We start from the raw sequence: 26244 nt of genomic DNA on the forward strand, positions 1-26244 counted from the left end.
GCCTCTTATTAAAGCAAAAATAGGCAAGCTTGCCATCGGTCCAAAGTCTGAAAAACAGCCAAAACCCCTCATGACAAGGGAATTTTGGCTGTTGTTGAGTTATCCTTGATATTCTTCCAATTCCAAAGAGAAGGTTTCCCATTGCTCTAACAAGCTTTCTTGTTGACTCTGGGCAGCTTCCAGTTGGGAATTGAGGTCAGTGAGGCGGACATGATCTTCCAAAACATCAGGCTCGGCCATCGCTTTTTCTAGGTTGTGGAGCGTTTCTTCGATGGTCGCGAGATTGTCTTCCACTTCGGCGACTTTTCGTTGTAAGGAGCGGAGGATTTTTTGTTGTTCTTTGCTTTGCTGGAAGGTTTGTTTGCCAGTAGAAGGCGCGCTGGGTTGAGAATTGTCGGAATCAGCGAGCATCGCAGCGATTTCAGCTTCTTCCCGTTTCTTTTCCAGATAGTAGTCGTAGTCGCCAAGGTAAAGCTTGCTCCCGTCTTCTGAGAGTTCGATAACTTTGGAGGCGATCCGATTGATGAAATAGCGGTCATGGGAAACAAAAAGAAGGGTACCTTGGTAGTCAATCAAGGCGTTTTCCAAAACTTCTTTATTGTCGATATCCAAGTGGTTGGTAGGTTCATCGAGAATTAGGAAGTTTTCTTTGTTCATGGCTAGTTTGGCCAATGCCACCCGTGCTTTTTCGCCCCCTGAAAGCAAGGCGATGGGCTTGTCCACATCCTCACCAGAAAATAAGAAACCACCTAAGACATTGCGGATGGTGACTTCGGGTGTGGTGGGATGTTCGTCCCAAAGCTCAGATAAAATCGTTTTGCGGCTATTGAGATCGGCCTGACCTTGGTCGTAGTAGCCGATGGAAACGTTGGTCCCCAGATGAACTTCCCCCTGCAATAATGGTAAGGCGCCAATCAGGGATTTCAAGAGGGTGGATTTGCCGATCCCGTTTGGACCAACTAAGGCAATGGCATCTTGTCGACGAATATCTAAATCGATGGGTGCGGCCAAGACTTCCTCATCATAACCGATGGCGCCGTTTTCTAGTTGGCAGACTACATTACCAGAAGGCTTGTCGATGTCAAAGAGGAAATGCGCCGATTTTTCATCCCCTTGAGGACGGTCCATCCGTTCCATTTTTTCCAACTGTTTGCGTCGGCTTTGCGCCCGTTTGGTGGTGGAAGCGCGAACCAGATTACGGGCAACAAAATCCTCAAGCTTATTGATTTCTTGTTGTTGTTTTTCGTAAGCTTTCCATTCGCTTTGTAGTTGCTCTGCTTTCAAATCGAGATAGCGACTATAATTTCCCTTGTAATGGCGCATCCGGTGGCGACTGAGCTCGTAAATCTCGCTGACCACTTTGTCCAAAAAGTAGCGGTCATGGGAGACAATCAGCAAGGCACCGTTGTAGTTTTGGAGGTAGTTTTCTAACCAAGCGAGGGTTTCAATATCCAAATGGTTGGTAGGTTCATCGAGAATCAGGATATCTGGTTTTTGTAAGAGCATCCGGGCCAAGGCCAAACGGGTTTTCTGACCGCCGGAAAGAGTGTTGATGGCTTGCTCATAGAAGCTTTCGTCGAATTGGAAGCCATGGAGCACAGAGCGAATTTCCGTTTCATAGCCGTAGCCGTTTTTTTCGGTGAAATCGTGCTGTAGTTGGTCGTATTCTTTTAATAGCCGAGTATAGGCGTCGGAAGTATGGTCCTGAGCATCAGCAATGCTTTGTTCCAACATGCGCAGACGAGACTCCATTTGCCGGACTTCTGCAAAAGCTTCTAGCATCTCGTCCCAGACGGTCGCGTCAGATGCCAATCCCGTATCTTGGGCTAAATAACCCATCGTCGCGGTTTTGTTCTTGGCTATTTGGCCTTCGTCAGGGGCTTCCAAACCGGCGATGATTTTTAGCAAGGTGGATTTACCAGCACCATTGCGACCCACCAGACCGATTCGTGAATGGTCGGCGATTTCTAGCTGAATATTTTTGAATAACACGTCGGCTCCAAACAGCCGGGCGATTTGATTGGCTTGTAATAAAATCATGATCAAAATTCCTTTATGATTAGTCGTGAAGCTGCGGTGAATAGCGTCGGTCTTGTGAAAAAATGATTGCCGTTTTTTTGGCTAAAAACCGTGGCTTTTCCTTGCGAATTTTGCTTATTAGTGAGGGAGAAAGAGCGGATAAAAAGACAAGCAAAATCCTTGATTCTTGGTAAGTCTACCATATTTTTGAAAAAGACGCGACGCCTTGAATGAAGGAATCTGTGAGAACAGGTGATTACTTGAGCAATCCTGTTGTTTTTTCACAAAATTCCTGTTATTATCCCGTTAGTAAGTGAAAATTTCACAAATCCAGCTGCGGTTCTTGCAACAAGGGAGCCAGCAGCCCAAATAAACAGTTCTCAAAAAAAGAGCAGTGGGGTCTCACAAAGTTTCACAAATTGGTGGTGACCAATCTGGGAGCCTTTGTGCCCATCTAACAGTAAGAAGGAGGAACTACCTTGAAAGACCAAGTAATACCAAAGGCGACAGCAAAACGGCTGCCTTTGTACTATCGTTATCTGCGGATTTTAAACAACTCTGGGAAACAAAAAGTCTCATCCACAGAACTCAGTGAAGCGGTCCAAGTCGACAGCGCCACGATTCGTCGGGATTTTTCATATTTTGGCGAACTAGGCAAGCGGGGCTATGGCTATGACGTGGAAGCCTTGATGAACTTTTTTGCCAAGACTTTAAACGACGATCATATGTCAAATGTCGCGTTAGTAGGTGTCGGGAATTTGGGGAGCGCCTTGTTGAAATATAAATTCCACCAATCCAACTCCATCCGGATTAGTGCGGCTTTTGATGTCAATGAAGACATTGTAGGTCGGATTGTGGATGGCATCCCCGTGTATCCCTTAAGCGACATGGCGGAGCAAATCAAGCTACAACAAATCGATATTGCGATTTTGACCGTACCGGCGGAATCTTCCCAACCGATAGTGGATGATCTAGTCAAATCTGGCATCAAAGGGATTCTTAACTTTACGCCAGCACGACTCCATGCTCCTAAGAGTGTCTTGGTGCAAAATGTCGATCTGACCAACGAGTTGCAAACTCTGATTTACTTCTTGCATGCCAATTCTCAAGACGAGAACAAATAACAACAAATCGACCGCAGGATACCCCTGATTCAAAAGGGGCACGCGGTCGATTTTCTTTTGTCAGCGGGACGCCACAAACTAGCTAAGCGGACAGCTCACTCGCCTTGCTTATTGTCCTTCGATTTGATCAAACAGCGCTTGATAATCCACCGGTGCCAGTTGTTGGCTCTCTTGGTAAGCGTCAATCGTTTTTGCCAATGCAGCAAAGTCGATAAAACGGGCTTGTCGCTGGACTTCTTTGCCCTCGATAAAGAGCAAGACGGCTGGTGCGGTCATGACTTGAAACGTACCAGCGACCCGAGGCAGTTGGTGGGCATCAAAATGATAGATAGGTACCTGTCCTTGAAATCGTTGCCTCAGTTGGGGTTTGACTGCGAGGCAGACACTACAGTTGGGCATGGAAAGATAAGCGAGGGCAATGGGTTCGGCAAGTAGCTGTTGTACCCCCGTATCAAAATCAGCGACAGAAATCATGGCTCAACCTCCTTGATAAAGATCGCTAAAAGCAACCTCCTATCTGCAATGTAATCTTCCTACTCCAGAAAGTCAAAATCTTGGTTTCTCCTTGACTTTTTCCTAATTTTTCTTTAGCGACTAGGAGATTGCTTGCGAGTCAAAATGAGTGGGGGTATAGTGTTTGAGGGAACTTATAGCGGTTGTTCATTAAAGACAAATATTAAGAAAAGTGACTTCAGGAGGTCTGAGAATGTTTCAAAGTTTGCCAAATTCGGTTTTACAGATGGGGATGATTTTTTTATCCATTGTGATTGAAGCCTTGCCCTTTGTTTTGTTGGGCTGCTTAATTTCAGGAACATTGCATGTCTTTTTGACACCGGAGCGAGTCCGGCGCTTTTTGCCGAAAAACAAGTTTGCTTCTGTCGTGGTAGGGTGTGTGATGGGGGTCTTCTTTCCTTCCTGCGAATGCGGGATCGTGCCCATCGTCAATCAATTTGTCAAAAAAGGTGTGCCAACACACACCGCCTTTGCTTTTATGCTGACGGCACCGATCGTCAATCCTATTGTTATTTTTTCTACCTATATCGCTTTTGGCAACACTTGGCGCTATGCAGCCTTGCGGGTGTTGGGGGCAGTGATTGTAGCCTTAGTGGTAGGTAATTGGCTGGCCTTTTTCAACCAGCAAAGTATTTTGAAAGGCGCGGCAGCTACCAAAATGTCAACGATCCTAGCTGTCCCAGAGCAGCGGAGGCCAGCTACTGCAACGGTGCTGGCTAATGAAGCCCGGCCAGCTGAAACGCTTTTAGTTGCAAATTCAACAGGAGCAGTCGAAGCGTCAACTTCTTGTAGCGTTCCTCACACCCATTCAATGAGGGTGAAAGATCAAATTGAGCATGTGTTGCGGCATAGTTTGGATGAATTTTTTGATACCGGGCGCTATTTGATGATTGGTGCTCTGATTGCATCCGGCATGCAGACGTTTTTACCGACTGCTGCCCTTTTGACGCTGGGTTCATCGAAATTGCTGGCCATTTTGGTGATGTTGGTGCTGGCGCTGGTCATGTCTTTGTGTTCAGAAGCTGATGCTTTTATTGGCTCCTCCTTGTTGAGTTTATTTGGAACCGCGCCAGTCGTGGCGTTTCTCGTTTTTGGGCCGATGGTGGATATCAAGAATTTATTGATGATGAAACGGTATTTTAATGGCAAGTTTATTCTGAAACTGGTGGGCTTGATTTTGATCGTGGTCACTGGTTACGCATCGGTGGTGTAAAGATGGCACGAGTTTTGATCTTGGCAGGTTACGTGGAATTGATGCTTTATTTGCAAGTTACTGGCAAGTTGAATCAATTCATCAATGTTCATTACCAATATTTGGCTACCTTATCCACAGTCTTGGCGCTGATCTTGGCTTTGGTCCAACTGTATTTTTGGGTGAAAGATGATCCTGCAAAAATGGCTAAGGATTCCCAACACCATGAATTGCAGCAGCACCATGAGTTGGAAGACGAGCACGATCATGGTCTTCACAAAGGATATCAACGAGGGATCGCCTACGTCTTATTGGCTTTGCCGATCATCGTGGGCAGTCTCTTTCCGACGGTTTCCTTGGACACGACCATTGTTGAGGCCAAGGGATTTCAGTTTCCCCTCGCCAAAGAATCAGTGGGGGATGACCAGATGAAGACCCAGTATCTGCAGCCAAATACCAGCATGTATTTCAATGCAGAGGACTATCAAGCTCAGATGAACAAACTTCAAGAAAAATATGGCGATAGTGGCACGTTGAAAATTACCGATGAAAATTATTTGGAAGTCATGGAGTTGATTTACAATTACCCTAGTGATTTTATTGGTAGGAAGATTAGTTATGAAGGATTTATCTTCCATGCCCAACAAGATGAGGCCCAAGATGATTTTGTTTTTCGTTTTGGCATCATTCATTGTGTGGCGGATTCCGGGGTCTTTGGACTGCGGGTGCACATGCCAGAAAAGACCTCCGCGGAAAATGATCAATGGGTCCGGGTGGAAGGAGTGATCCAGTCCGGTTTTTATAAACCTTTCAAGCGCACCTTGCCACTGGTTCAGGCTGAAAAAATCACCACCATCAAAGCGCCGGACAATCAATATGTCTATCGCTCATTTTAATGGGATTCCTTTGCGGTTTTGAGGGGTTGTTTATTGTATTTTCAACATTGATGGGGTAACATAAACATATTGTTTTCAGGTGTTTTCGATATGAAAATAAGCAGAAAAGATGTCTGAAAAGAAGAAACGCTTTCTTTTCTTTTAATGAGGTCGCTTTTCTGAATGATTTATTTATTTAACCAAATCCAGATCAATTCAAAATTTTTAAAGAATGGGTGTATATCATGAAGAATTTTCAACCGGTTATTCTTGGGACCGATTTAAATGCGTACAATGTTGCTCGCGCCTTTCATATGGCTCACGGGGTGACTAGTCAGGCGTTTGGGAATGCTGAATTAATGCAAGTCAAACATTCCAAAATTGTTTCCACGACAGTTGTGGACGGCTTTTATAAAGACGAGGTGATGGTGGAAACCTTGGTCAACTATGCCAAAACCATGACCGACACAGAGTTAATCTTGTTTGCTTCTGGGGAGAACTATGTGTTCCGGATTTTCTCCAATTATGATGTTTTGTCCAATTATTATCATATTCCTTATGCCGAACCTAAAATGGGGATTTATTATAGCGACAAAGTCAACTTCTACCAAGAATGTGAGAAATATGGGATTCCTTATCCAAAAGCTTATCAAGTGAGTCGGGAAAACAGCGATTTAAGTCAGTTAAACTTAACCTTCCCCCTCATCTTAAAACCAAGCGAAAGCACCGATTATTTCAGTTTGACCTTTGAAGGCAAAGAAAAAGCCTATATCTTACAAAATCAAGCCGAATACGACAAAGCCATCGCTGACGTATATAACAATGGCTACCAACATGACATGCTGGTTCAAGAGTATGTCGCCGGTCCCGTCACCGATGAATATGTATTAAATGTTTACAGTGATAAAAAAGGCAAAGTGCGCTTGTTGTCCCTTGGTCAGATTGTATTAGACAATCCGGATTCCGAACTCCGGGGCAATTATTTAGCGATTACGAGTCCAAAACCAAGTCAACAAATCGATCAATTGTACGCGGATGTCATTCACTTTTTAGAAGACATCAAGTTTACTGGTTTGGCCAACATGGATTTCAAATGGGATGAAACGACCCAATCCTTCAAGACCTTTGACTTCAACTTACGCCAAGGCCGCTCAAGCTTCTTTTCAGTCGTGGCTGGGGCCAACTATGCGATTAGCGTCGTGGATGACTTGCACGACATTGATCGAGATGTGATTTATGGGGATCAAGCTTTTCTTTGGTTAGATTGTACCGAAAAATTTATTCATGATCAGTATGCGAAAATCAATCCAACAGAATACGCTAAAATCAAAGACATCAAAAATGTGGATACTACCATCACTTATGCCGCGGACAATTCGTTGTTACGCCGGGAAACAGTGAAAAAATATCTTAAAACCAATGATAAACGCTTGAAAGCAAGTTTTTAATTGAAAGGAGATTCCCATGCCAATCTTAAATTTAAATGACACAGAAAAAGTGGCAGAATATGATAACTTTATCGAAACATCTCCTTATGGGCACATGATGCAAGCTCGTTCTTGGTCAGATGTCAAAAACAATTGGGAACACGACTATGTGTATACCGAAGATGAAAATGGCAAAATCAATAGTGCTTTGTCTATTTTATCTGTGAAAAATGATGGAGAACATGCCTTTTTATATGCACCACGAGGCCCGGTGTGTGACCCCACCGATATTGGGCAAATCAAAGCCTTACTAGCAGAAGCCCAACCAGTTGTGGAAAAACACAACGCCTTCTTGTTGCGAATGGATCCAGAAGTCCGTTATTCAGAAGAACTGGTGGCTGCCTACAAAGAAGCCGGCTTTACCATGCGAGCAAGTTCAGATGATGCCGCAACTGGCCACCACAGCAATCCTCCCTACAATATGATCTTTTATTTAGATGGCATGACGGTGGAAGATGTGATGGCATCCTATCTGAAAAAACATCGCTCCAATATCAGAAGAACCTATCGTGACGGCTTAACCACTAAGATGTTTGGAGCAGCGGATCCAGAGTTTCCTGAAGCTTTAAAACGGTTAAACGATCTTTTGCAAGTCGTAGCAGAGCGGGAGGACATCGCCTTGCGCAACTTGGATTATTTGAAACGTTTGACAGCGGCCTTCGACGATGTCAAAATCTTTGAAACCTACCATCCTGATGGCGAAGTATTGGCTTCAGGTATGGTCATTTCTTACAATAAAAAAAGCTTTTACATTTACGCTGGAAGCAGCAATACCCATCGTAATATGGGGGCTAGCACGCAGCTAAACCAAGAAGCCATCGAATACGCTATCAGCCGTGGCTCCTCAGAATATGATATGGGGGGGATTTTCTCCACCGATCCAAAATCGGACGGACTGTATCTCTTTAAACGGCATTTTGTCAGAAAAGATGATTATACCCGTTTTGTTGGGGAAATCGATGTTGTTTTCAATGAAGAAGTTTATCAACAATTTTTGCCATAAGACAGCTTGACTGCATCGCTTTACCAACCGGCAATTGCAAGAGACTACCTGAGAGCTTTACGGATGACCTTGGATGAAACCATCTGTAAAGCATTGAGAACTTCAACAGGGCCCTCATCATTTGTTTGTAGTTTGCCCACGGATGAAGTACAATTAATACAGGTAAAATAAATAACCTATACCGCAAAAAGTGAGTCATCACTTTTTCAAAAAATAATTAAAAGAGGTGTGAAGCATGGGGTATACAGATGAAACAGTGCGTTTTGATTTTGACGATAGCCGCAAAAAAGAAGTCAGCGAGACGTTGGCCATCGTTTATCAAGCGCTGGAAGAAAAAGGCTACAACCCAATCAACCAGATCGTCGGGTACCTACTCTCCGGAGACCCGGCTTATATACCTCGTTACCGGGACGCTCGTAACTTGATTCGACGCCATGAACGAGACGAAATCATGGAAGTCTTGATCCGTTACTATCTCGGCAACCACGGAATTAAGCTATAATGCGGATCATGGGCTTAGATGTCGGCTCCCGCACCGTCGGGATCGCGGTCAGCGACTTGATGGGGTGGACAGCTCAAGGCATCGAGATCATCCGCATCAACGAAGACGAGGGAAACTTTGGCTTTGAACGCTTAGGAGAATTGGTGAAAGAATACGAAGTCGAAAAGTTTGTCGTGGGTTTACCTAAAAACATGAACAATTCTATCGGTCCCCGTGCCGAAGCTTCCATGGCCTATGGGGAAAAGATTCAAGAACTGTTTGGTTTGCCGGTAGCTTACCAAGATGAACGTCTCACCACCGTTCAAGCAGAACGCATGTTGGTGGAACAAGCCAACACCTCCCGCGCCAAACGTAAAAAAGTCATCGACAAAGTAGCCGCTGTCATGATTTTACAGAACTATTTGGATCAACAAAGTGGTGGCTTTTTAGGCTAATTGCCAGTGGTTCACCAATGGCAAAGAGGCGGTTTCAATAAAAGCCCATTTTTGGTTCATACTTGTTTCACAATCACTTGTTATCATTATTGTGACAGGAGACCTCAGTCGTTTCCATCACTTAAAAAGGAGCTAATATTATGGCAGAACATACTCACCACGACCATGATCACGATCATGACCACGAAGGACATGAACACATCACTTTAGTCGATGATCAAGGTAATGAAACGTTATACGAAATCTTATTGACCGTCGATGGCCAAGAAGAATTCGGTAAAAATTACGTCTTGTTGTATCCAGCCGGTGTACCGGAAGAGGAAGACGTCGAATTGCAAGCCTACGCTTACCTAGAAAATGAAGAAGGTACAGAAGGCGAACTGCAACAAATCGAAACCGAAGCTGAATGGGATATGATTGAAGAAGTCTTCAATACATTCATGTCTGAAGAAGAAGAATAGTTATAAAAAGTGGGAGAAACCTTGTAGTAGCAGGGTTTCTCCTTTTTTAACGTAGCGGAAGAGGTAGGGTTATCCTTTGAAAGGAGGGCATTAAATGATTCAACGAGCGGTCGTTTCTGAATATATCTCTACTAATTTTGGAACTTCTGAAGATTTTTTATTTGAGAAACATCCCAGTTTTGGTGTCTTTCGTCATCCCATCAGCGGCAAGTGGTTTGGGGTATTGATGGAGATTCCTAGAAGCAAGTTGTATGTATCTGAAGCCGATGATGAAGATATCGTCATTCTTAATGTCAAAATAAATCCCGAACTCGGGGAAATCTTGCGTAATAAACCCGGCATCTACGCGGCATACCATATGACAAGCAACACTGGTCAGTTTGGATTTATCTCAGTTATCGGAATTGTCCGAAGTCGTGCAATTGGTGGAAGATAGCTTTAAATTGACGCGGTGAGAAAGTCTTTTTTGGGTAGGGGTAAAATTTTTTGAAATATGACAGCTATTCCTTATCAGTGAATGCACGCCAAATAACCCGGGTCTTTTGAAGACGCGGGTTATTTATAGTGGGCTGGATTCGCTGACCATTGGAGGAGCTAGCATAGTTGTTTGACTGTTTTCTTATGGGGAGAAGGAAGGGTGAGAGAGACAAGCTGGGAAACCACCTGAAGTTGTTGAGCCTTTTTCAGATACTCCACCAATTGCCACCTCAAAAATGGATGCAATGCCTGATACCGCAATTGTAAGATTCGCCATTCTTCAGGGGTGAAGAACTCTCGAAACTCTCGTAAAAACAGCTGAAGCCAGCAGGTTGGGGATGACTCCCAGTGGGTCTCAAGGAAAATTGCGCGGACTTCTTTCCGATACAATTGCGGTTGCAAAGGTTTTGCTCGTTCTGCTAGCTGGGGCAGATGACGGATCAGCCGCAGATAGCCTAGGAAGATGACCGGGTTGCCTTCGCCATGGTAGTAGTAATTTCTTAGCCGGCGGGCGGTGGTTTCAGGTTTGAAATAAGCGATTTGATTCATGGTGAGGAGAAATTTCATGGAGGGCCTCGCTTTCATTGATATTGGTAGTAACTATCTGATTTATGGTTAGGTTCAATGGAAATGATGCTAACACAAAATGTAAAGGCTTTCTATAGTTCTATTATAACGGTTTATCAATAATTAACGAAGGTTATTTTCTGATACTAGGTAGTTTATTTGAAGCCGTCAATTTTAACTGGATTGCGCTATCATTAATAGTGAGACAGTGCATAAGTACATACGAGGGGAGACAGATGAAAAACAGTGGGGGATGTATCGAGACAGGATGTAGTTGTTTAATGATCATTTTTTTCGTTTTACTCGTTGTCGGTATTTTTTCGCTACCGTTCATTGGTGGGATGATTTGGCAATATATTGTTGTTTGTGTAAAGATATTTTTCTGGGTTTTGATGTTACCGATTAAGATTTTGATTGGGTGAGAAACCAGTTCTAATTAACGAAGGGGAACTGGTAGAAAGAGTATATGAGAAAACTATAACAACCAATGAGGAAGTCTTTTGAGATTAGTACCAGATATAGGAAATAATGACTTCCAAATTAAGAACATTTATTGATTATCAGTTTTGAAGATTTCTTCAGGAGTCTTTTGTATTTAGAGAGCAAAAATCTATTGGGTATTAAAGGGCCATTGCAGGAATGGTGACAGAGTAGAGTATAAGATTAGTGCAATAATAAATGGGACTGACCTCGTTGGATTTAATTTGGAAAATAAGGTAAAGTGCTATGTAGCAGTAATTTTAGAGTTCTTATGTGTTTGGAGAAAAGAGCTTGGAAACAAAATGGACGAAAGAAAATTAAGGGAGCTTATCGCTCAGAGTGAATCTGAAATCCTTGAATACAAAGGAAATAATACCGATCCAGATCGAATAGGAAAATATGCATCAGCGTTGGCAAATTCCGCTGCTATGTTAAGTAAGCAATATGCCTATATAGTTTGGGGGATTTCTGATGAAAAACAAATCATTGGAACGCCTTTTTAACCTGAATCAGAGAAAAAAGGCGGAGAACCGTTTATTTCTTGGTTGGAAAGAATGCTAGAACCTAAAATACATTGAGTTTAATGGCAACCATGTTTTATTTTCTCGCTCTTGATTTCGAAAAGAAGAATTGGTGGAGTCCCTCCTTTCACTGGACGTGGAAACTCGAGGAAAGGTAAGAATTGGCATCACGCCTCTGAAAAAGATTTCAGAAGACTATCGCAATGCTTATCGGGAAGGTCTTGATAAACTAGTGGCTTTTGGGATTGAAATTCATGAGCGCTACGGACTTTCGGGAAGTTATGCGGTAATCGATGAGGAGTTAGTGTGGTTATTGCCACAATCTAGCGGGGATGGTGAGATTGTAGCGATGCGAATCTTTTCCAAGCAAATTGCGGGACGGATTCGGAAGCGATTTGGGTGAGTAAATTGGAAAATGTTGTATCCTGAACAAAAAGAAAACCAAAAGTTGAGAGGAGTCATCCATGAAAAAGCAACTAACATTACCAGTCCTAAAAAAGCAACTTGCTACGATGGACAAAGAGGAACTGATTCAGTTAATCGCACAGATTTATAAGACGTCAGCAGATGGGCATTTGACTGTTGATGAAATCTTTCTAGGTGAAAAAATTTGGGAGCCAGCATTAGCTGAATATCAGGAAAAACTGACCAAAATCTTTTATCAAAAATCTTTTACGCCGAGGTTGAAACTGCCAGATATGAAGCAGGCAAATCAGCTTTTGAAGGAATTTCAGAAAGTGTGTCACGTGCCAGAACTGGTAATGGCTTTGCAAGTGCATTATTTAGAAGTGGCTACACAATATACTTTTGACTTGGGGGATATACCTCTTGCTTATTACAACCGCTTGTATACCATTTTTAAGGATGCTGTGACGCTGATGGCCAAAGATGAGAGTGGTAAGTTGGAGAAGTTATTTTTTTCTCGACTAAAAAAGCTTTATCAACGATCGCAAGGAATTGGTTGGGGATATGGTGCTGATTTGGAGTATAGCTTTGGTTATTTGTTTGATGCATGAAAAATAAATGTTTGCAAGCACGCCAAAATGCCCGAGTCTTTATCAGACGCGGGTTATTTATTGTGGATAGAATTATTGGCTGATGGAGATTCTAACACAGTAGGTTAAGTCTTTCCCTGCGAAGCGATTCGGCACTACCGTTTACAAGCTGTGAAACCAACTGAAGTAAATGAGCTGTTCTCAGATATCCAATCAACAGCCAACTCAAAAATGGATGCAACACCTGATAGCGTATTTGTAGTCTGCGCCATTCTTCTGCAGTGAAAAACTCACGAAACTCTCGTAAGAACAGCTGGAGCCAACAAGTTTTTGCCGATTCCCAGTTGGTCTCGAGAAAAATCTCGCGGACTTCTTTGCGGTATAGGGCTGGTTGCAAAGGTTTTACCCGTTCCACCAGCTGAGGAAGATGACGAATCAGCCGCAAATACCCTAGGAAGATGACGGGATTGCCTTCACCGTGATAGTAGTAGTGCTTCAGTCGGCGGGCGGTGGTTTCGGGTTTGAAGTAGGCGATTTGGTTCATGGTGAGGAGAAATTTCATGGGAGAACCTCGCTTTCGTTATCAGCGTTCTTTTTAAGCAGTCGAATTTTCACAAAAGAATCTACAATTGAATTATAACGCTCACATAAAGAAGAACATAGTTTATCTATTTTTCGAAGTTCAATTATGTAAGAAGGTTATAAATGCTCAAAAAAAACGTAGGTAATCTCGATAAAATCACCGAAAATGCGTATTTGCATTGATGTTAACACTTCCAAGCCAACTTTTACATGCTACAATAGAAGCAGCAAAATAACGAGGTGTATGTCTATGAACTTACCATCACCAATCATTCATGAGATTCCCTTTTCAAAAAGTGAAATTGCAAATATTGAAAGTACCCTTTCTGATGAAAAGAAAAAGAAATTTTTAGTGACCTATCCGACAGTTTATGTGGTAAACGATCAGCTTAGCGAAAAGTACAATGTCTATATTGGTGAAACGACGGATATCAAACGCCGAACAATTGAGCATTTGAGCAATGATCCTGCTACCAGAAAAGATTGGCTAGCCTTTGAGCAGTCTGAAACGTCAAAAATGTTTATCATTGGTCACGAACATTTTAACAAATCCATGACATTGGATATTGAAAACAAATTGATGCACTACATGACCAGTGTACCTAGTGTGGAGAAGGTAACGAATCGCCGGACAAATCAGCAGTCGGATTATTATACCGCTAGCGAAATGGAAACTATTTTTACCAAAATCTGGCGAAAACTTCGTCAGCGCAACAAAGATTTGTTTCCCTTAGAACACGTTATTCGAGATAGCGCTTTGTTCAAAGCATCGCCATTTCATAAGCTAACCGATGAACAGTTGATCGCTCGAGGTCGGATCGTCCAAAGAATCGAAGTTGCTTTGAATCGGAATAAAGAAAGTCAGCTGATTTTGGTAGATGGTGAGGCTGGTTCGGGGAAAACGGTCTTGATGAGTAGTTTGTTATATGAGTTGGATCAGCTAGCTCAAGAAGATTCTGAGAGTGTGATTTTGCAAGGGGCGAGTCATTATCTCTTAGTGAATCATGATCAGCAATTGACGGTTTATCAGCAATTAGCCAAAAAATTAGGCATAAGGAATGGTCGAAAATTTGATGTAGTCAATAAGCCGACTCATTTTATTACAAACCATACCGAAAATGAAAAGGCTGATATCGTGATTATCGATGAGGCTCATTTGCTATGGACGCAAGGAAAGCAATCTTATCGCGGAAAAAATCAGCTAGAAGATATTTTAAAACGAGCTCGAGTAGTCGTGGCGGTTTTTGATAAACATCAAATCCTATCTCGGGAGCAGTATGTTGATGAGGAGCAATTGGATACTCTAATTCACAAAGCAAACCTGGACGGCGGCTATCTCAAACTGAAAAACCAGTTGCGTATCAATGCTAGTGAAGAGACGGTGAACTGGATTCGGAACCTGATTGATAAGCAAGAAGTTGGTCCGATTCCCCATGATGACAACTATGATTTACAGATTATGAAGTCGCCTGAAGATCTACAAGCAAAAATTATTGAAAAAGCCAGTAATGAAAAAAATGGTATTTCACGAATGTTGGCGACTTTTGATTGGGAGTATGTCGATAAACGCCGACCAGAACCAGCTGATGGTAGTAGTGAACCAAAGACTTGGGATGTAACGATTGGTGATTGGCATGCGCCATGGAATCTACAAATCGAACCTACGAAAGACCAGAAAAAGGCTAACCGTGGCAAAGCTTGGGCGGAACAGGCTCAGACGATTGGTGAGGTGGGATCGACATTTACCATTCAAGGCTTCGATTTAAACTATGCCGGTGTGATTATTGGTCCGTCAGTCGTTTACCGTGACGGGAAAATCCAATTTGTTCGAGAAGCCAGTAAAAATAAAAAAGCTACGCAACAACGGACTTTGAAAGATGGAAGTAAGAAAGTTCTGTCAGATGAGTTGTTGCGTAATGAGTTGAATGTGTTGTTGACTCGTGGAGTGAATGGGTTGTATGTGTATGCGGTGGATGAGGAGTTGCGGGAAGTGTTGTTGGGAATGAAGAGATAGAATGACAACTTTCGTGTATATTGACGAATGGAAGGGAAGTTTATGAAAGTTAAAGTATACAAAGCTAATAAGACTCTTGAAGAAATAACAAATCATTTAGAGCAAAAAGAATATAGACAAAAGGGGGAAACGAAGAACTTTCCATCTCATTCTATTAAACTTTTGTTGTATACGGACGTTCATGCCAGACCATTACCAGAGTGGTATGAGGAAATGCTTGAAATGTTTGATATTCAAGATTTTTTGGATTTTGAGCCAAAACAAGTAAACGCTGTTATTGTCATAGAGACTACGAGAAGTATTTTTTTAGTCCCAAAAGGGCAAGGATTTTGGACAGTAGAAGGTGTCTGTGAATTGGATTTTGGCCTTAGATTTGGAGAAAAGACCGTTTATCAAAGGGATATTTCTCTTAAAGGTGTATCATTTGTGCAAAGAAATAAGGTGCGTGGTGTAACACATTATAAGGAAGGACAAAATGAATTTCCGCAAGCAAGCGAGGCCTTTTTTAACATTCAAGGAAAGCCGGTAGATGAACATATCTTTGGAGCGAGTATTAATTGTGGTACAGCGGTTGACTTTTCAAAAAATTTTAATACAAATTTCAAAATTGAAACATCACCTAGGCAATTTGAGTTTATACAATTATTTAACGAAATTGATAATGCATTAGTATTACAATCTAAGTCCAATTTTCCTCGTATAGAATATATTAAATCTACTAATTCACTTTCACAGACCTTGGATGAAATCTTATTAACAGAATTGAAGGCAGATAGCGACCAGACAGCAATCTTTCTTAATATGCATAAGATTCATAGCATAGCTAATAGAGTAGAAGTATTATCAGGAGAAGAAGTAGTAAAAGCTTACGTTGTAAATCATAAGTCTCAAACTGAGTGTGTGATTGATTCCGTCAATAACTCTTTGACAGATTTTATTATAGAGCATCAGGATTTTATAGATAATATAAATGATGTGAGAATTCAGATAATTAATGAAGACGGTACTCAAAGCAGTAAAATTTCAACGATAAAGGAGGTAGCATATTGTGAGATAGCTCATGAGGGATTTACTTATATTTTAGATCGAGGACGATGGGGGAAATTTAACCAACGTTTTCGTGATCTCCTAGACGAAAAACTGGATGAAATCACTCAGATAGTCAATTTTTCAAATGAGTATAGCATAGAGTATCCAGTGAATGATACTCTTTCAGGTGAAGCAGCATATATAGAAAAACTATGTTCCAATAAAAATTATGATAAACTGCACACTAGAAACATTAATGTTTCCGGAACTAAGGTGGAAATCGCTGATGTCTATTCTAGAATATCGAAAGAACTTTTAGCTATAAAAAGAGGAACTAAAACAGCACTCGCTTTATATAGTTTTGATCAATCTATATTATCAATTCAAGCTTTAGCAAATAGTAACGATTTTAATGTTGAAGATGAGCTTTTGAAATATAACAAAAGAGATTCCTACCCGGATGTACAAAAATATCCGAATATTAGAAAGAATAGAGTGAAAGAGATAATTGAATGCAAAAAGACAGGAATCTTGTGGTTGATTGATAAAGATCCTGCTTACGTGTATCATGCTGTAATATCCGAGACTTTTTCACTTAAAGATTTTAAATCTCTACTTTTAAAAGTAAAGATTATTGATTGGTATTCTTTTGTAATGGACAATGGGTTTAAGCCACACATATATTTAGTTGCCGATAGTCCGATAACTGAAGAGTGAAAATATTATATTTTTTTGTTGTAATAAAATTATACTAGTCATATCACTAGATTACTTAGTGAAATTGAAAAAATGGAGAAGAAACATAGTAAAATAGTTTTTCATAAAGTAGTTGTTAGGTTAGAGGAATTAAGGCCTAAAACACAGAAATACAGTAGAAAAATAAAAAGGCATTAGAGAATGGGTTATTACTCAATTATATGGAGAAAATCATATTCAAGATTCATAGTGCTCACTCCCCCCGCCGAAACCTCCTAGGTGTACGCCCATTCTTCTCCCGAAAGACCTGCACAAAGCGGCTAGCGCTGGCAAAACCTACCAGCCCCGCGATATCTTGTACTGAGAGTTCCTGATGATTCATCAGGAGCTCTTTTGCTTTGTTTAGGCGAAAATCCAGCAAATATTGTTGCGTGGTTTTGCCGGTGAAACGGCGGAAGAGTCGGGTCAAGTATTGGGGGGTGATGAAGCGTTCGGCTGCCAAGACGTCGACGGTCAAATCCTCGCCAAATGTGGTTTCAATCTTTTCAATGGTAGGTAAGACAAACTGTTGAAACAACGGATGACTGGTGGCAAGTTGATTTTCGTAGCCTTTGGAGAGGTACATCAAAAAGCGGTAGCAGTCCGCCGATGCCTGAGCGGGATCAAGGGTGCGGGTGGTGAGGTCGCTGACGACGGCATCGATCCAGCGGGAAAAAGAAAATTCGCGGGTATCGGTAGAAAACAGCACCCGGTTGGTACCGAGGATTTCAGCGAAGTGATCTTCTAAAAGACCATTGAAGGTGACAAAGCGAGTTTGCCAAATATTGCTTGTAGCAGCGCTTCCAGTGGCAATTTCTGCAGGCTGCTCCCCTGAAACTGATGTCGCATCACCTGCCGCCAGCTGTTCTTGAGTTGCCACGGTATCCCTCGTAGTATCTTTTGGTTGGACATGATCTGAACGAATTCCATATTCTCGCAAAGTCTGTGGTCTTTCCATCAGTCTGCCTCGATTATCCGCATCAGCGAAATAAGCATGGGGGGTATATGGCGGCAACAAGACGCCTTCTCCCGGGTGGAGGGTCACGAGTTTGCCTTCTACTTGAATCTGGCCTTGGCCGGATTCTGTTTGGAGCCAGTGGTAGTGGGCATAGCCTTGTTTTCTTGAGATGCTTTCTTGTCCCCAGTGATTGCCGATGGATTCCAAAGAGAAGGGCAGGCTTTCGCTGATGGGTTGAAAATAGATGGGCATGGCTGGGTACCTCTTGTTTCGATTTCTGATATTTTTTGTTTGTGGAATCTATACTAACATCTTTGGCTAGCGTTTACAATAAAGGGGTCATGAGGGCTCGCGACATATCCGAGTCCTCAGCAACAATATAGATATTAAGTAGAGCTGACGACTTTGGCAAAGACTGCTTTTTATGAGACTCAAGGACGCCAAAAGCCCGTCAGTATCAAAAAGGAGCGAAACTTATGTTTGATCGTATTTTATATGGTGGGGACTACAACCCCAACCAATGGGAAAAAGCTGTCTGGTCTGAGGATATGCGGATTTTCAAAGAAGCCAATATCAATTCTGCTACTATCAATGTGTTTTCTTGGGCGAAGATTCAGCCTTCCGAAAATGAATATTACTTCGATGAGCTAGATGAAGTTATCGAGATGTTATCCAAAGAAAACTACGATATCGTCTTGGCGACATCGACGGCTGCGATGCCTGGCTGGATGTACAAAAAATACCCGGAAGTAGCCCACGTGGATTACGATGGTCGTACCCACAAATTTGGCGGGCGTCACAACAACTGTCCGTCTAGTGAAATCTTCCGTAAATACTCTTCCCGGCTAGCGGGGAAATTAGCCGAACGCTATGGCAGCAATCCTCATGTGACTTGCTGGCATATCAATAATGAATACGGCAACTACTGCTACTGCGAAAAATGTGAAGCGGCTTTCCGGGTTTGGGTCAAAGATAAATACCAGACGATTGAAGCCGTGAACAAAGCTTGGAACATGGAATTCTGGGGCCATACCTTGTACGACTTTGACGAGATTGTGGTGCCAAATGCGTTGTCTGAAGGTATTGGTTATGATAAAACGGCTTTTGCTGGAATTTCCATCGACTATTGCCGCTTTATGTCAGATTCTCGGTTAGAGACCTTCAAATTGGAAAAAGCAGCGATTCGTGAGCATGACAAAGACACCGCCATCACCACTAATTTGATGGGAACCTACAAAGGCTTGGACTACTTCAAATGGGCCAAGGAACTGGATATCGTTTCTTGGGACAATTACCCAGCCTACGATACCCCTTGGAGTCAAGTCGCTATGACCCATGATTTGATGCGGGGAGTGAAAGATCAACAACCATTTATGTTGATGGAACAAACACCTTCTCAACAAAACTGGCAAGCTTACAACTCGTTGAAAAAACCTGGTCAAATGCGGGCGCAAAGCTATCAAACCATCGCTCACGGGGCCGATACCATCCAATTTTTCCAATTGCGTCGGAGTGTCGGCGCGTGTGAAAAATTCCATGGTGCGGTGATTGAACATGTGGGTACTGAAAATACGCGGGTCTTCCGAGAAACCGCTGAACTGGGTGAAGAATTGACTCGCTTGTCTGAAATTATCGGAGCCATTGCACCATCTGAAGTGGGGATGATTTTCGACTGGGATAACTACTGGGCCTTGGAATACACTAGCGGACCCTCCGTTGATTTGAAATACGTGGATCAAATTCACAAATACTATCGGTACTTCTACGACCAAAATATCTCCGTGGATATGCTGGCGGTGGATGCGGATTTCTCTAACTACAAAGTCATCGTCGCACCGGTCTTGTACATGGTGAAAGAAGGCATGAAAGAAGCCTTACAAGCCTTCGTGGAAAATGGTGGTACCTTGATCACGGGCTTCATGAGCGGGATTGTGGACCAATCCGATAATGTGCATCTGGGGGGCTACCCGGGGCCATTGCGGGAAATGTGTGGGATTTGGGCGGAAGAGATCGATGCCTTAGCCCCAGAACAAAGCAATACGGTCGTGTTAGCGGATGGGACGACGGGAACGAGCCATCTTTTGTGCGACATCATTCATTTGGAAGGGGCCGAAAGCTTGGCAGAGTACACTAGCAATTTCTACGCCGGCTCACCAGCGGTTACGAAAAACAACTTTGGTAAAGGGCAAGTCTACTACTTCGGTACCGAACTGGAACCGGCCTTGTTGGATAAAATCTTGGCTGATGCTACCGCTGCTGTGAAACCAGTTTTGGCGGAACCAACAAAATTAGAAGTTGCTGTCCGGGAAAAAGACGGCCACCGCTACTTCTTCATCATGAACTTCACTGACGAAGAACTGCCATTGCCAGCTGAATTTGTCGGTAAAACTGATATCTTGAAGGGCCATGTTTTGGAAGAGCATGACTTAGCGAAATACACCACTTATTTGGTGAAGATGTAAACTTCAAATAAACGAAAAAATAGCGACGGGACCGAGGCGGTTAGTCTATTGGTCTCGTCGCTTGATTGTAAAACTGATTTAACCATTTTGGAGGAAAGAACACATGAGTTTCGAAATTAAAGATGATTTTTATCTGCAAGGGAAGCCATTTAAAGTAATCAGTGGCTCCATCCACTATTTCCGGGTTGTGCCAGAATACTGGCGGGACCGTCTTGAAAAATTGCGTCTGATGGGTTGCAACACCGTGGAAACCTACGTGGCCTGGAACAAACACGAACCCAACGAAGGAGAATTCAATTTCCAAGGGGGCAATGATTTGCGACGCTTTATCGAGATTGCCCAAGAAGTCGGTTTGTATGTCATCTTGCGTCCGGCGCCATACATTTGTGCGGAGTGGGAATTTGGCGGTCTGCCTTATTGGTTGCTGCAAGATCCGAAGATGAAACTGCGCTTTACCTATGGACCTTTCATGGAGAAAATCGAAAATTATTTCGCCCATCTATTACCCCAAGTGACGGACTTGCAAATCACTCATGGCGGGCCAATCATCATGATGCAAGTGGAAAATGAGTACGGCGGCTATGCCAATGACAAAAATTACTTGCGGCAAATGGCTCAAATGATGATCGATCAAGGTGTGGACGTGCCGTTAGTGACTTCCGATGGTCCTTGGCATAACATGCTAGACAATGGCTCGATTCCTGAGCTGGCTTTGCCGACGATTAACTGTGGTTCCAAGATCAAAGAATGGTTCCAACGTCTACGGGAATTTCATGGTGAAAAGAAACCGTTGATGGTGATGGAATTTTGGATTGGCTGGTTTGATGCATGGGGCGACGAGCATCATCATACGACTTCTGTGGAAGATGCCGCGAAAGAGTTTAGCGACATATTGGCAGAAGGCAGTGTCAATATCTACATGTTCCATGGCGGGACCAACTTTGGCTTCACATCCGGCGCTAATTATTATGAAAAACTCGCGCCAGACGTGACTAGCTACGATTACGATGCCTTGTTGACGGAGTGGGGAGACATCACACCAAAATACGAAGCCTTCCAAAAGATTATCAGCGAGTACGCGGAAATCCCGCAGTTTGAATTGTCTACGAAAATCCTGAAGAAGGCTTATGGAAAAGTGAAGGCTAGTGATCGAGTTTCCTTGTTCAGTACCTTGGATAAGTTGGCGACTCCCGTGCATTCAGCTTATCCCTTGACCATGGAAGAGTTGAACCAAGGCGCTGGCTACATTTACTACCGGAGCAATCTCGGTGGACCGCGGATGATCAAGGATTTCCGCCTGATTTCGGTGATGGATCGGGTCAATCTTTTTGTCAATGAGCAACCACTGATGACGTTATACGATCAGGAAATCTCGGAAAAACAAGCATTTCAATTGACCGCTGCTACCAATGAACTGGGGGTACTGGTGGAAAATCTGGGGCGGGTGAATTACTCCGTCAAGATGAACCACCAACACAAAGGAATCAAAGATGGTGTGATTGTTAATGGTGCTTTCCAATCCGAGTGGGACATCTACAGCTTACCGATGGATGATTTGGATCAGGTCGACTTTACTGGTGAATACGTGGCAGGACAGCCAAGCTTCACTCGCTTTGAGCTGAAAATCGATGAAGTGGGGGATACTTTTATGGCCCTTCCTGGTTGGGGTAAAGGCTTTGTGACCATCAATGGCTTCAACTTAGGTCGTTTCTGGGAAGTTGGTCCCCAAAAGCGTCTGTATGTGCCTGCCCCTGTATTGAATACAGGTGTTAACGAAATCATCGTCTTTGAGTCTGAGGGCAAAGTTGGGGAGACGATTGAATTTAGTGATCAACCGGATTTGGGTTGAAAAGATGACATAAAGTCACGACTACAGCCTGCTGAGGTCTAGAAAAATTTTGGTAGCCTTCAAAAGAGATTAAAATAGTAAAATCATCAAGCGAATATCCAAAAAAACCGATTAGACTTTTCTGGAAACAAGTCTAACCGGTTTTTTGGATTTCTTCAGCATTTTATTCCAGCAACATACGCTGGGTTTCTCCGCGATGATACAAGTATAGCGCCACAGCTGCAAAGACCATTGGCCCTAGGATCAGGGTCAAGGCATCGGTGTAATGACCTAAAGAAAAAGGTTCCCAAATTTGAAAAGCGATGGCAAAGACGATGCAGGCACACACACTCAGCGCAAGACCTGTGCTGAGACGGCGATTGCTAACGAAGAGCTCGCTATCGGCTACGATATGTTTTTTCAAGAAATACGGAAAGCTTGCCGCCACCACAAAGTAAGGCATCGCCCGGGCGACGTTGGTCATATAGGTCAACTGATTGAAGAGCTCACCGGCCACGGGAGTATTGACCGTCACAGCTAAGATGACCAAGATGATGATCCCCGCCTGTAAGTGCAAGGCTTTGACAGGCATCTCTTGTTTATTGAGCTTGGTTAAACGCTTAGGCCACAGGGATTTTGGTGTTCCTTGAATCAAGCTTTTCAGCGGACCAAAAGTGATGGAAGACAACAACCCCAGATAGGAAACAAATAAAACAAAGGCAGTGTAGCGGATATAGATTTGGTAGACGATGGTGCTGGCGCCAACACTGAGGCCGAGGGTTTTACTGATGGCCCCTGCCAGGCTCCCCATCAAACCGTACATCAAGTTGCCTAGATGCATCTGATCTGTTTGGCGCAAACTGCCTAAATCATTGGCACCACTCCAAAGAATAATCCCACCGATGTATAAGGATAAGATAATCACACCACTGTAAATCAATCCTCGTGGAAACTGGCGCCGACTGTCCTTGGTGCGATCAGAAAGAGAAGCGACGGTATCCAAACCACCAAAGGCCGTGATGGCAAAGATGAAGAAGGGCAGCTGGCTCAATAAATTGTCTCCGGTACCTTCAAAAAAGCTAGGGGCGCTGAAACTCTGCTGGATATTTTGCCAAACCTCCCCAGGGTGATTGAAAACCAAAGTCAAGTTACTGATGGCTGATAATACCAACAGGCCCACCATAGCCAGACTAGAAACTTTCAAAAAACGGAGGATTGTGCCAAAGCCCCGGCTAATTAGAAACGTCAGTAAACAAACTGCTGTAATCCCAAAGGCCGCCACTAACCATTGGGTAGGAATCCCAAACCAAGTAGCTGCTACCGTGATGTCTTTGCCGAAAACGAGAATTGACAGAGGAATCACCAGTTTCATAAAGAGACTGACCATCCAAGTAAAGTAGCTACAGTACCATAAAAAGGCGGTAACAAAAGCGGCTTTGGGGGAAAGGGCTTCTTTTAGCCAGTCATAGACCGTACCGGAGCGATCGCCGTATTTGCGGGTGTACTGGGCGACGATCAAGGCATAAGGGATAAAATAACCACAACCAGCTAGCAAAAACCAAGGCAAGGCTTTGATGCCCATCATATAAAAGGCAGTGGACATGCTAGAAAAAGAATAGACGGTGGTGGTGATGATCAGTACCAGTTGGGGGAACGAGACGTGTTTTTTTTGAGGCATGGAAGGTTTCTCACTTTCTATCGATTGATCGAAAATTATTGCCTTTGGGAGTCAATTACTCCTGAGGCCAAGATTTCGTTATCCGGTTGATTTCTGCTATTATAATAGTGATGAGTTGGCAATTTTGCAATAGAATTGTGTAATTTTGCACAAATTTTAGAAGATGGGAGTCTTTTTGGTGACTGCGATAAATACTTGGTTAAAAAAAGAAAAAAAGCTGTGGAATTGTGATTTTATTGGTGTTGCGGTGAATGTCGCTGAACCACTAGCGGCGAAAGAGATTCGCTGGCGCTATACCGCGGGCCCCGAGGATTTGGCCCACCAAAAGATTCGCCTCCGCATCGGTCGCGGCATTGCTGGACTAGTCTGGAAAACGGCTCGGCCTCAAAGTGAACAGCATTTGCAAGAACAGCCAGAAAAACTGATGGCCTACCCCATCTCCCGTACGGAAAAACTCGATGCGGCATTGGCGGTACCAGTTTTGAGGCCATCTGCTAGTCGTGAAGGACAGCCTCAAGAAGTGATTGGGGTGCTGATGGTAGGGTATCGTCAGAATCGCTTTTTTTCGCCAGAGGAGGTCGCTCAGCTAAGTCAGCAGGCAATAGCTGTCGCAGAACTTTTACAAGGAGGGGTGGGACATGAGTCTATCTGATGCCTTATTTCCCTTGATACAAGAGGCCATCTGGTTGTTAGATGAGCAGGATCAGGTGTTGCTCAAAACAGAAGCGGCGACACGGATGGAAAGCCAGTACGTCTTGGCCCTCGAAAAAGTCCTGGATATCGCTCATGGTCGTGGCTGTCTGCTGCATAGTACCAAAGCCGTTTGTTTGGATTGTCCAGTGGGAGTGGTGGATGCCACTGGTTTTCCTTTCGTCTTGAAAGATGCCAGTGGTGAACTTTATGATTTTTGGGGGAGCCTCCAGCAATCAGAGGAGACCGGCCAACAGTTGTTGCAATTGACCCCGCAGCGAGGAAGCCATGGGGTTTTTGAGGATCATTCTTTATTTGATTACTTGAACGATGCTCGTGAAAAAGAGCGCAAGCAAATCGCCCAAGACCTCCATGATGGCATCGCTCAGAGCATCTATAGTTTGATGTTGGAAACCCGGGGCTTGAAATGGCTGCCGACTGAGGAGCAGCCAGAACAGATGAAACGCATCGATCGCCATTTTGCGGAAGTTTTGCAAGAGGTGAAGGAGTTGGCAGGGGAATTGCGGCCCATGACCTTGGACGAATTTGGCTTGGAGCCAGCTTTGCGGCAGTTTGCCCAGCGAACGTTGGAAATGACTGGCTTTGAAGTGGTATTGCAGCAAATCGGTACCCCGCAACCTGTAAGCGAGGCCCGGCGTATCGCCATCTATCGGGTGGTGCAAGAAGCGGTGGCCAATGCTTTGAAATATGCAGGGGTCAACCAAGTACAGGTGATTTTGGATTATCAAGCCGATTACATGGCGGTCACTATCAAGGACGATGGGGCGGGCTTTATCTTATCAGAGCAAGCCCACGGATATGGGTTGGCCAATATGAAAGAGCGGATCACCGCAGTCGGAGGGACCTTATCGATTCACACCGCTTTAGGTAGTGGGACGGAGATTTTGATCCGTTTAGACGATCAGCCAGAAAAAGCAGTAGGTCAAGATGAGCTAGGAGGTGGTGCGGATGAAACTATTTATCGCGGATGATCACGCCATGATTCGCAATGCCCTGGCGCTGATGATCAATGCCCAACCGGATATGGAAGTCGTCGGGGATGCTGCTGATGGCAATGAAGTCTTCGTCAAAGCCGAACAACTGCCAGTAGATGTGTTGTTGATGGACATTTCCATGCCGCCGGGAGAAAATGGCTTGCAGACCACCCGCCGCTTGAAGGAAGCCCATCCTGAAATCAAAGTCATTGTCTTGACGATGCACGATGATGAGACATATGTCAGAGAAGCACTGGCAGCTGGCGCAGATGGCTTCATCTTGAAGAGTGCCAATGAGGAGACCTTGCTAACCGGGATTCGCCAGGTCCAACGGGGAGAGCGGTTTTTCGACGGTTATGAAGAAGCCCAGTTGCATCAATTGGTAGCTTCTGAAGTGGATCCTTTGTACGAAAGTCTTTCCAAGCGGGAAAAAGAAATCCTCCCCTTGATTGCTTTAGGTTACAACAATAAAAAAATTGCCGAAAAACTGTTTATTTCTGTGAAGACGGTAGAAGTTCACAAAGCCAATATTCGCAAAAAGCTCAAACTTGCCAATTATGCCGACTTACTACCTTATAGTTTGAAGCATCATTTGGTGGATTTTAAATAAAGAGAGAAGGACC

25 protein-coding genes are annotated in these 26244 nt (G+C 43.6%); 19 read left to right on the plus strand and 6 right to left on the minus strand.

What is annotated here, in order from left to right:
- Window positions 1-99 precede the first annotated feature (99 nt).
- Window positions 100-2040 (minus strand): ABC-F family ATP-binding cassette domain-containing protein, encoded by a 1941-nt coding sequence (locus tag ACO03U_RS00965; protein ID WP_204684768.1) that lies wholly within the window; start codon window positions 2038-2040, stop codon window positions 100-102.
- Between the two features lie 458 nt (window positions 2041-2498).
- Here ACO03U_RS00965 and ACO03U_RS00970 point away from each other — a divergent pair, with 458 nt between their 5' ends.
- Window positions 2499-3143, plus strand: a complete 645-nt coding sequence (locus ACO03U_RS00970; protein ID WP_161869798.1) for a redox-sensing transcriptional repressor Rex — start codon at window positions 2499-2501, stop codon at window positions 3141-3143.
- 108 nt (window positions 3144-3251) lie between these two features.
- On the opposite strand, the gene ACO03U_RS00975 is transcribed toward ACO03U_RS00970, so the two are convergent.
- A complete protein-coding gene (locus ACO03U_RS00975; RefSeq protein WP_204684766.1) occupies window positions 3252-3617 on the minus strand; it encodes a thioredoxin family protein in 366 nt (121 codons plus the stop codon).
- A gap of 232 nt (window positions 3618-3849) precedes the next feature.
- Here ACO03U_RS00975 and ACO03U_RS00980 point away from each other — a divergent pair, with 232 nt between their 5' ends.
- The 8 genes from ACO03U_RS00980 (at window position 3850) to ACO03U_RS01015 (ending at window position 10046) form a co-directional block, all read left to right on the plus strand.
- Window positions 3850-4869, plus strand: a complete 1020-nt coding sequence (locus ACO03U_RS00980; protein ID WP_204684764.1) for a permease — start codon at window positions 3850-3852, stop codon at window positions 4867-4869.
- 2 nt (window positions 4870-4871) lie between these two features.
- On the plus strand, window positions 4872-5744 hold the full coding sequence (locus tag ACO03U_RS00985) for a TIGR03943 family putative permease subunit (protein WP_204684762.1): 873 nt from the start codon (window positions 4872-4874) through the stop codon (window positions 5742-5744).
- A 224-nt stretch (window positions 5745-5968) separates the two neighbouring features.
- Window positions 5969-7171, plus strand: a complete 1203-nt coding sequence (locus tag ACO03U_RS00990; protein ID WP_204684760.1) for a carboxylate--amine ligase — start codon at window positions 5969-5971, stop codon at window positions 7169-7171.
- Between the two features lie 16 nt (window positions 7172-7187).
- Window positions 7188-8213, plus strand: a complete 1026-nt coding sequence (locus ACO03U_RS00995; protein ID WP_204684759.1) for a lipid II:glycine glycyltransferase FemX — start codon at window positions 7188-7190, stop codon at window positions 8211-8213.
- A gap of 235 nt (window positions 8214-8448) precedes the next feature.
- On the plus strand, window positions 8449-8715 hold the full coding sequence (locus ACO03U_RS01000; RefSeq protein WP_161869792.1) for an IreB family regulatory phosphoprotein: 267 nt from the start codon (window positions 8449-8451) through the stop codon (window positions 8713-8715).
- Entirely contained in the window at window positions 8715-9149 is a 435-nt protein-coding gene (gene ruvX, locus ACO03U_RS01005) for a Holliday junction resolvase RuvX (protein ID WP_161869791.1), read from the plus strand. Before ACO03U_RS01000 ends, ruvX begins: the two co-directional genes overlap by 1 nt.
- 140 nt (window positions 9150-9289) lie before the next feature.
- Window positions 9290-9610 (plus strand): DUF1292 domain-containing protein, encoded by a 321-nt coding sequence (locus tag ACO03U_RS01010; protein ID WP_161869790.1) that lies wholly within the window; start codon window positions 9290-9292, stop codon window positions 9608-9610.
- A gap of 94 nt (window positions 9611-9704) precedes the next feature.
- Window positions 9705-10046: an MmcQ/YjbR family DNA-binding protein gene (locus tag ACO03U_RS01015; RefSeq protein WP_204684756.1), complete on the plus strand. Its 342-nt coding sequence runs from the start codon at window positions 9705-9707 to the stop codon at window positions 10044-10046.
- A 158-nt stretch (window positions 10047-10204) separates the two neighbouring features.
- Here ACO03U_RS01015 and ACO03U_RS01020 read toward each other — a convergent pair whose 3' ends face one another.
- Window positions 10205-10654 (minus strand): hypothetical protein, encoded by a 450-nt coding sequence (locus ACO03U_RS01020; RefSeq protein ID WP_204684755.1) that lies wholly within the window; start codon window positions 10652-10654, stop codon window positions 10205-10207.
- A 704-nt stretch (window positions 10655-11358) separates the two neighbouring features.
- Between ACO03U_RS01020 and ACO03U_RS01025 the strand changes: the two genes are divergently transcribed.
- From ACO03U_RS01025 to ACO03U_RS01035, 3 genes are all read left to right on the plus strand, one after another.
- Window positions 11359-11637 (plus strand): AlbA family DNA-binding domain-containing protein, encoded by a 279-nt coding sequence (locus tag ACO03U_RS01025; protein ID WP_423104364.1) that lies wholly within the window; start codon window positions 11359-11361, stop codon window positions 11635-11637.
- A 130-nt stretch (window positions 11638-11767) separates the two neighbouring features.
- The gene (locus tag ACO03U_RS01030; protein WP_204684754.1) at window positions 11768-12058 is read left to right on the plus strand and encodes a phospholipase D-like domain-containing protein; all 291 of its coding nucleotides are present in this window, start codon (window positions 11768-11770) and stop codon (window positions 12056-12058) included.
- A 61-nt stretch (window positions 12059-12119) separates the two neighbouring features.
- Entirely contained in the window at window positions 12120-12671 is a 552-nt protein-coding gene (locus ACO03U_RS01035; RefSeq protein ID WP_204684753.1) for a hypothetical protein, read from the plus strand.
- Between the two features lie 91 nt (window positions 12672-12762).
- Here the strand turns inward: ACO03U_RS01035 and ACO03U_RS01040 are convergent, their stop codons facing one another.
- Window positions 12763-13212 (minus strand): hypothetical protein, encoded by a 450-nt coding sequence (locus ACO03U_RS01040; protein ID WP_204684752.1) that lies wholly within the window; start codon window positions 13210-13212, stop codon window positions 12763-12765.
- A 270-nt stretch (window positions 13213-13482) separates the two neighbouring features.
- Here ACO03U_RS01040 and ACO03U_RS01045 point away from each other — a divergent pair, with 270 nt between their 5' ends.
- Together ACO03U_RS01045 and ACO03U_RS01050 are read left to right on the plus strand one after the other, a co-directional pair.
- Complete coding sequence (locus ACO03U_RS01045; protein ID WP_204684751.1) at window positions 13483-15246, plus strand: DUF2075 domain-containing protein; 1764 nt, start codon at window positions 13483-13485, stop codon at window positions 15244-15246.
- Between the two features lie 42 nt (window positions 15247-15288).
- Window positions 15289-16992 carry a DUF6119 family protein gene (locus tag ACO03U_RS01050; RefSeq protein WP_204684750.1) on the plus strand — a complete coding sequence of 568 codons (1704 nt, stop codon included), beginning with the start codon at window positions 15289-15291 and terminating at the stop codon, window positions 16990-16992.
- A 232-nt stretch (window positions 16993-17224) separates the two neighbouring features.
- Here the strand turns inward: ACO03U_RS01050 and ACO03U_RS01055 are convergent, their stop codons facing one another.
- Complete coding sequence (locus ACO03U_RS01055) at window positions 17225-18220, minus strand: AraC family transcriptional regulator (RefSeq protein ID WP_423104367.1); 996 nt, start codon at window positions 18218-18220, stop codon at window positions 17225-17227.
- Between the two features lie 224 nt (window positions 18221-18444).
- On the opposite strand from ACO03U_RS01055, the gene ACO03U_RS01060 reads away from it, so the two are divergent.
- Together ACO03U_RS01060 and ACO03U_RS01065 are read left to right on the plus strand one after the other, a co-directional pair.
- Window positions 18445-20430, plus strand: a complete 1986-nt coding sequence (locus tag ACO03U_RS01060; RefSeq protein ID WP_204684748.1) for a beta-galactosidase — start codon at window positions 18445-18447, stop codon at window positions 20428-20430.
- 103 nt (window positions 20431-20533) lie between these two features.
- Window positions 20534-22279 carry a glycoside hydrolase family 35 protein gene (locus ACO03U_RS01065; RefSeq protein ID WP_204684746.1) on the plus strand — a complete coding sequence of 582 codons (1746 nt, stop codon included), beginning with the start codon at window positions 20534-20536 and terminating at the stop codon, window positions 22277-22279.
- Between the two features lie 163 nt (window positions 22280-22442).
- Here ACO03U_RS01065 and ACO03U_RS01070 read toward each other — a convergent pair whose 3' ends face one another.
- Window positions 22443-23936 carry an amino acid permease gene (locus ACO03U_RS01070; protein WP_204684744.1) on the minus strand — a complete coding sequence of 498 codons (1494 nt, stop codon included), beginning with the start codon at window positions 23934-23936 and terminating at the stop codon, window positions 22443-22445.
- Window positions 23937-24114: 178 nt separating this feature from the next.
- Between ACO03U_RS01070 and ACO03U_RS01075 the strand changes: the two genes are divergently transcribed.
- The 3 genes from ACO03U_RS01075 to ACO03U_RS01085 are packed head-to-tail and all read left to right on the plus strand — an operon-like array spanning window position 24115 to window position 26231.
- Window positions 24115-24588 carry a GAF domain-containing protein gene (locus ACO03U_RS01075; RefSeq protein WP_423104369.1) on the plus strand — a complete coding sequence of 158 codons (474 nt, stop codon included), beginning with the start codon at window positions 24115-24117 and terminating at the stop codon, window positions 24586-24588.
- On the plus strand, window positions 24575-25618 hold the full coding sequence (locus ACO03U_RS01080; protein ID WP_161869506.1) for a sensor histidine kinase: 1044 nt from the start codon (window positions 24575-24577) through the stop codon (window positions 25616-25618). The genes ACO03U_RS01075 and ACO03U_RS01080 overlap by 14 nt, the downstream gene beginning before the upstream one ends.
- On the plus strand, window positions 25596-26231 hold the full coding sequence (locus ACO03U_RS01085) for a response regulator (protein WP_204684740.1): 636 nt from the start codon (window positions 25596-25598) through the stop codon (window positions 26229-26231). Before ACO03U_RS01080 ends, ACO03U_RS01085 begins: the two co-directional genes overlap by 23 nt.
- Window positions 26232-26244: the final 13 nt, after the last annotated feature.

Origin of the sequence: Enterococcus diestrammenae, assembly GCF_049384045.1 — a bacterium.
Taxonomy (GTDB): Bacteria; Bacillota; Bacilli; order Lactobacillales; family Enterococcaceae; genus Enterococcus_C; species Enterococcus_C diestrammenae.

Bases quoted from the DNA above. Each gene is read 5' to 3' on its own strand.
- ACO03U_RS00995 (WP_204684759.1), top strand. From the start codon at position 7,188: ATGCCAATCTTAAATTTAAATGACACAGAAAAAGTGGCAGAATATGAT.
- ACO03U_RS01000 (WP_161869792.1), top strand. From the start codon at position 8,449: ATGGGGTATACAGATGAAACAGTGCGTTTTGATTTTGACGATAGCCGC.
- ACO03U_RS01020 (WP_204684755.1), bottom strand. From the start codon at position 10,654: ATGAAATTTCTCCTCACCATGAATCAAATCGCTTATTTCAAACCTGAA.
- ACO03U_RS01055 (WP_423104367.1), bottom strand. From the start codon at position 18,220: ATGCCCATCTATTTTCAACCCATCAGCGAAAGCCTGCCCTTCTCTTTG.
- ACO03U_RS01050 (WP_204684750.1), top strand. From the start codon at position 15,289: ATGAAAGTTAAAGTATACAAAGCTAATAAGACTCTTGAAGAAATAACA.
- ACO03U_RS00980 (WP_204684764.1), top strand. From the start codon at position 3,850: ATGTTTCAAAGTTTGCCAAATTCGGTTTTACAGATGGGGATGATTTTT.
- ACO03U_RS00990 (WP_204684760.1), top strand. From the start codon at position 5,969: ATGAAGAATTTTCAACCGGTTATTCTTGGGACCGATTTAAATGCGTAC.
- ACO03U_RS00965 (WP_204684768.1), bottom strand. From the start codon at position 2,040: ATGATTTTATTACAAGCCAATCAAATCGCCCGGCTGTTTGGAGCCGAC.
- ACO03U_RS01010 (WP_161869790.1), top strand. From the start codon at position 9,290: ATGGCAGAACATACTCACCACGACCATGATCACGATCATGACCACGAA.
- ruvX (WP_161869791.1), top strand. From the start codon at position 8,715: ATGCGGATCATGGGCTTAGATGTCGGCTCCCGCACCGTCGGGATCGCG.
- ACO03U_RS01035 (WP_204684753.1), top strand. From the start codon at position 12,120: ATGAAAAAGCAACTAACATTACCAGTCCTAAAAAAGCAACTTGCTACG.
- ACO03U_RS01065 (WP_204684746.1), top strand. From the start codon at position 20,534: ATGAGTTTCGAAATTAAAGATGATTTTTATCTGCAAGGGAAGCCATTT.
- ACO03U_RS01040 (WP_204684752.1), bottom strand. From the start codon at position 13,212: ATGAAATTTCTCCTCACCATGAACCAAATCGCCTACTTCAAACCCGAA.
- ACO03U_RS00975 (WP_204684766.1), bottom strand. From the start codon at position 3,617: ATGATTTCTGTCGCTGATTTTGATACGGGGGTACAACAGCTACTTGCC.
- ACO03U_RS01060 (WP_204684748.1), top strand. From the start codon at position 18,445: ATGTTTGATCGTATTTTATATGGTGGGGACTACAACCCCAACCAATGG.
- ACO03U_RS01015 (WP_204684756.1), top strand. From the start codon at position 9,705: ATGATTCAACGAGCGGTCGTTTCTGAATATATCTCTACTAATTTTGGA.
- ACO03U_RS00985 (WP_204684762.1), top strand. From the start codon at position 4,872: ATGGCACGAGTTTTGATCTTGGCAGGTTACGTGGAATTGATGCTTTAT.
- ACO03U_RS01070 (WP_204684744.1), bottom strand. From the start codon at position 23,936: ATGCCTCAAAAAAAACACGTCTCGTTCCCCCAACTGGTACTGATCATC.
- ACO03U_RS01085 (WP_204684740.1), top strand. From the start codon at position 25,596: ATGAAACTATTTATCGCGGATGATCACGCCATGATTCGCAATGCCCTG.
- ACO03U_RS01045 (WP_204684751.1), top strand. From the start codon at position 13,483: ATGAACTTACCATCACCAATCATTCATGAGATTCCCTTTTCAAAAAGT.
- ACO03U_RS01080 (WP_161869506.1), top strand. From the start codon at position 24,575: ATGAGTCTATCTGATGCCTTATTTCCCTTGATACAAGAGGCCATCTGG.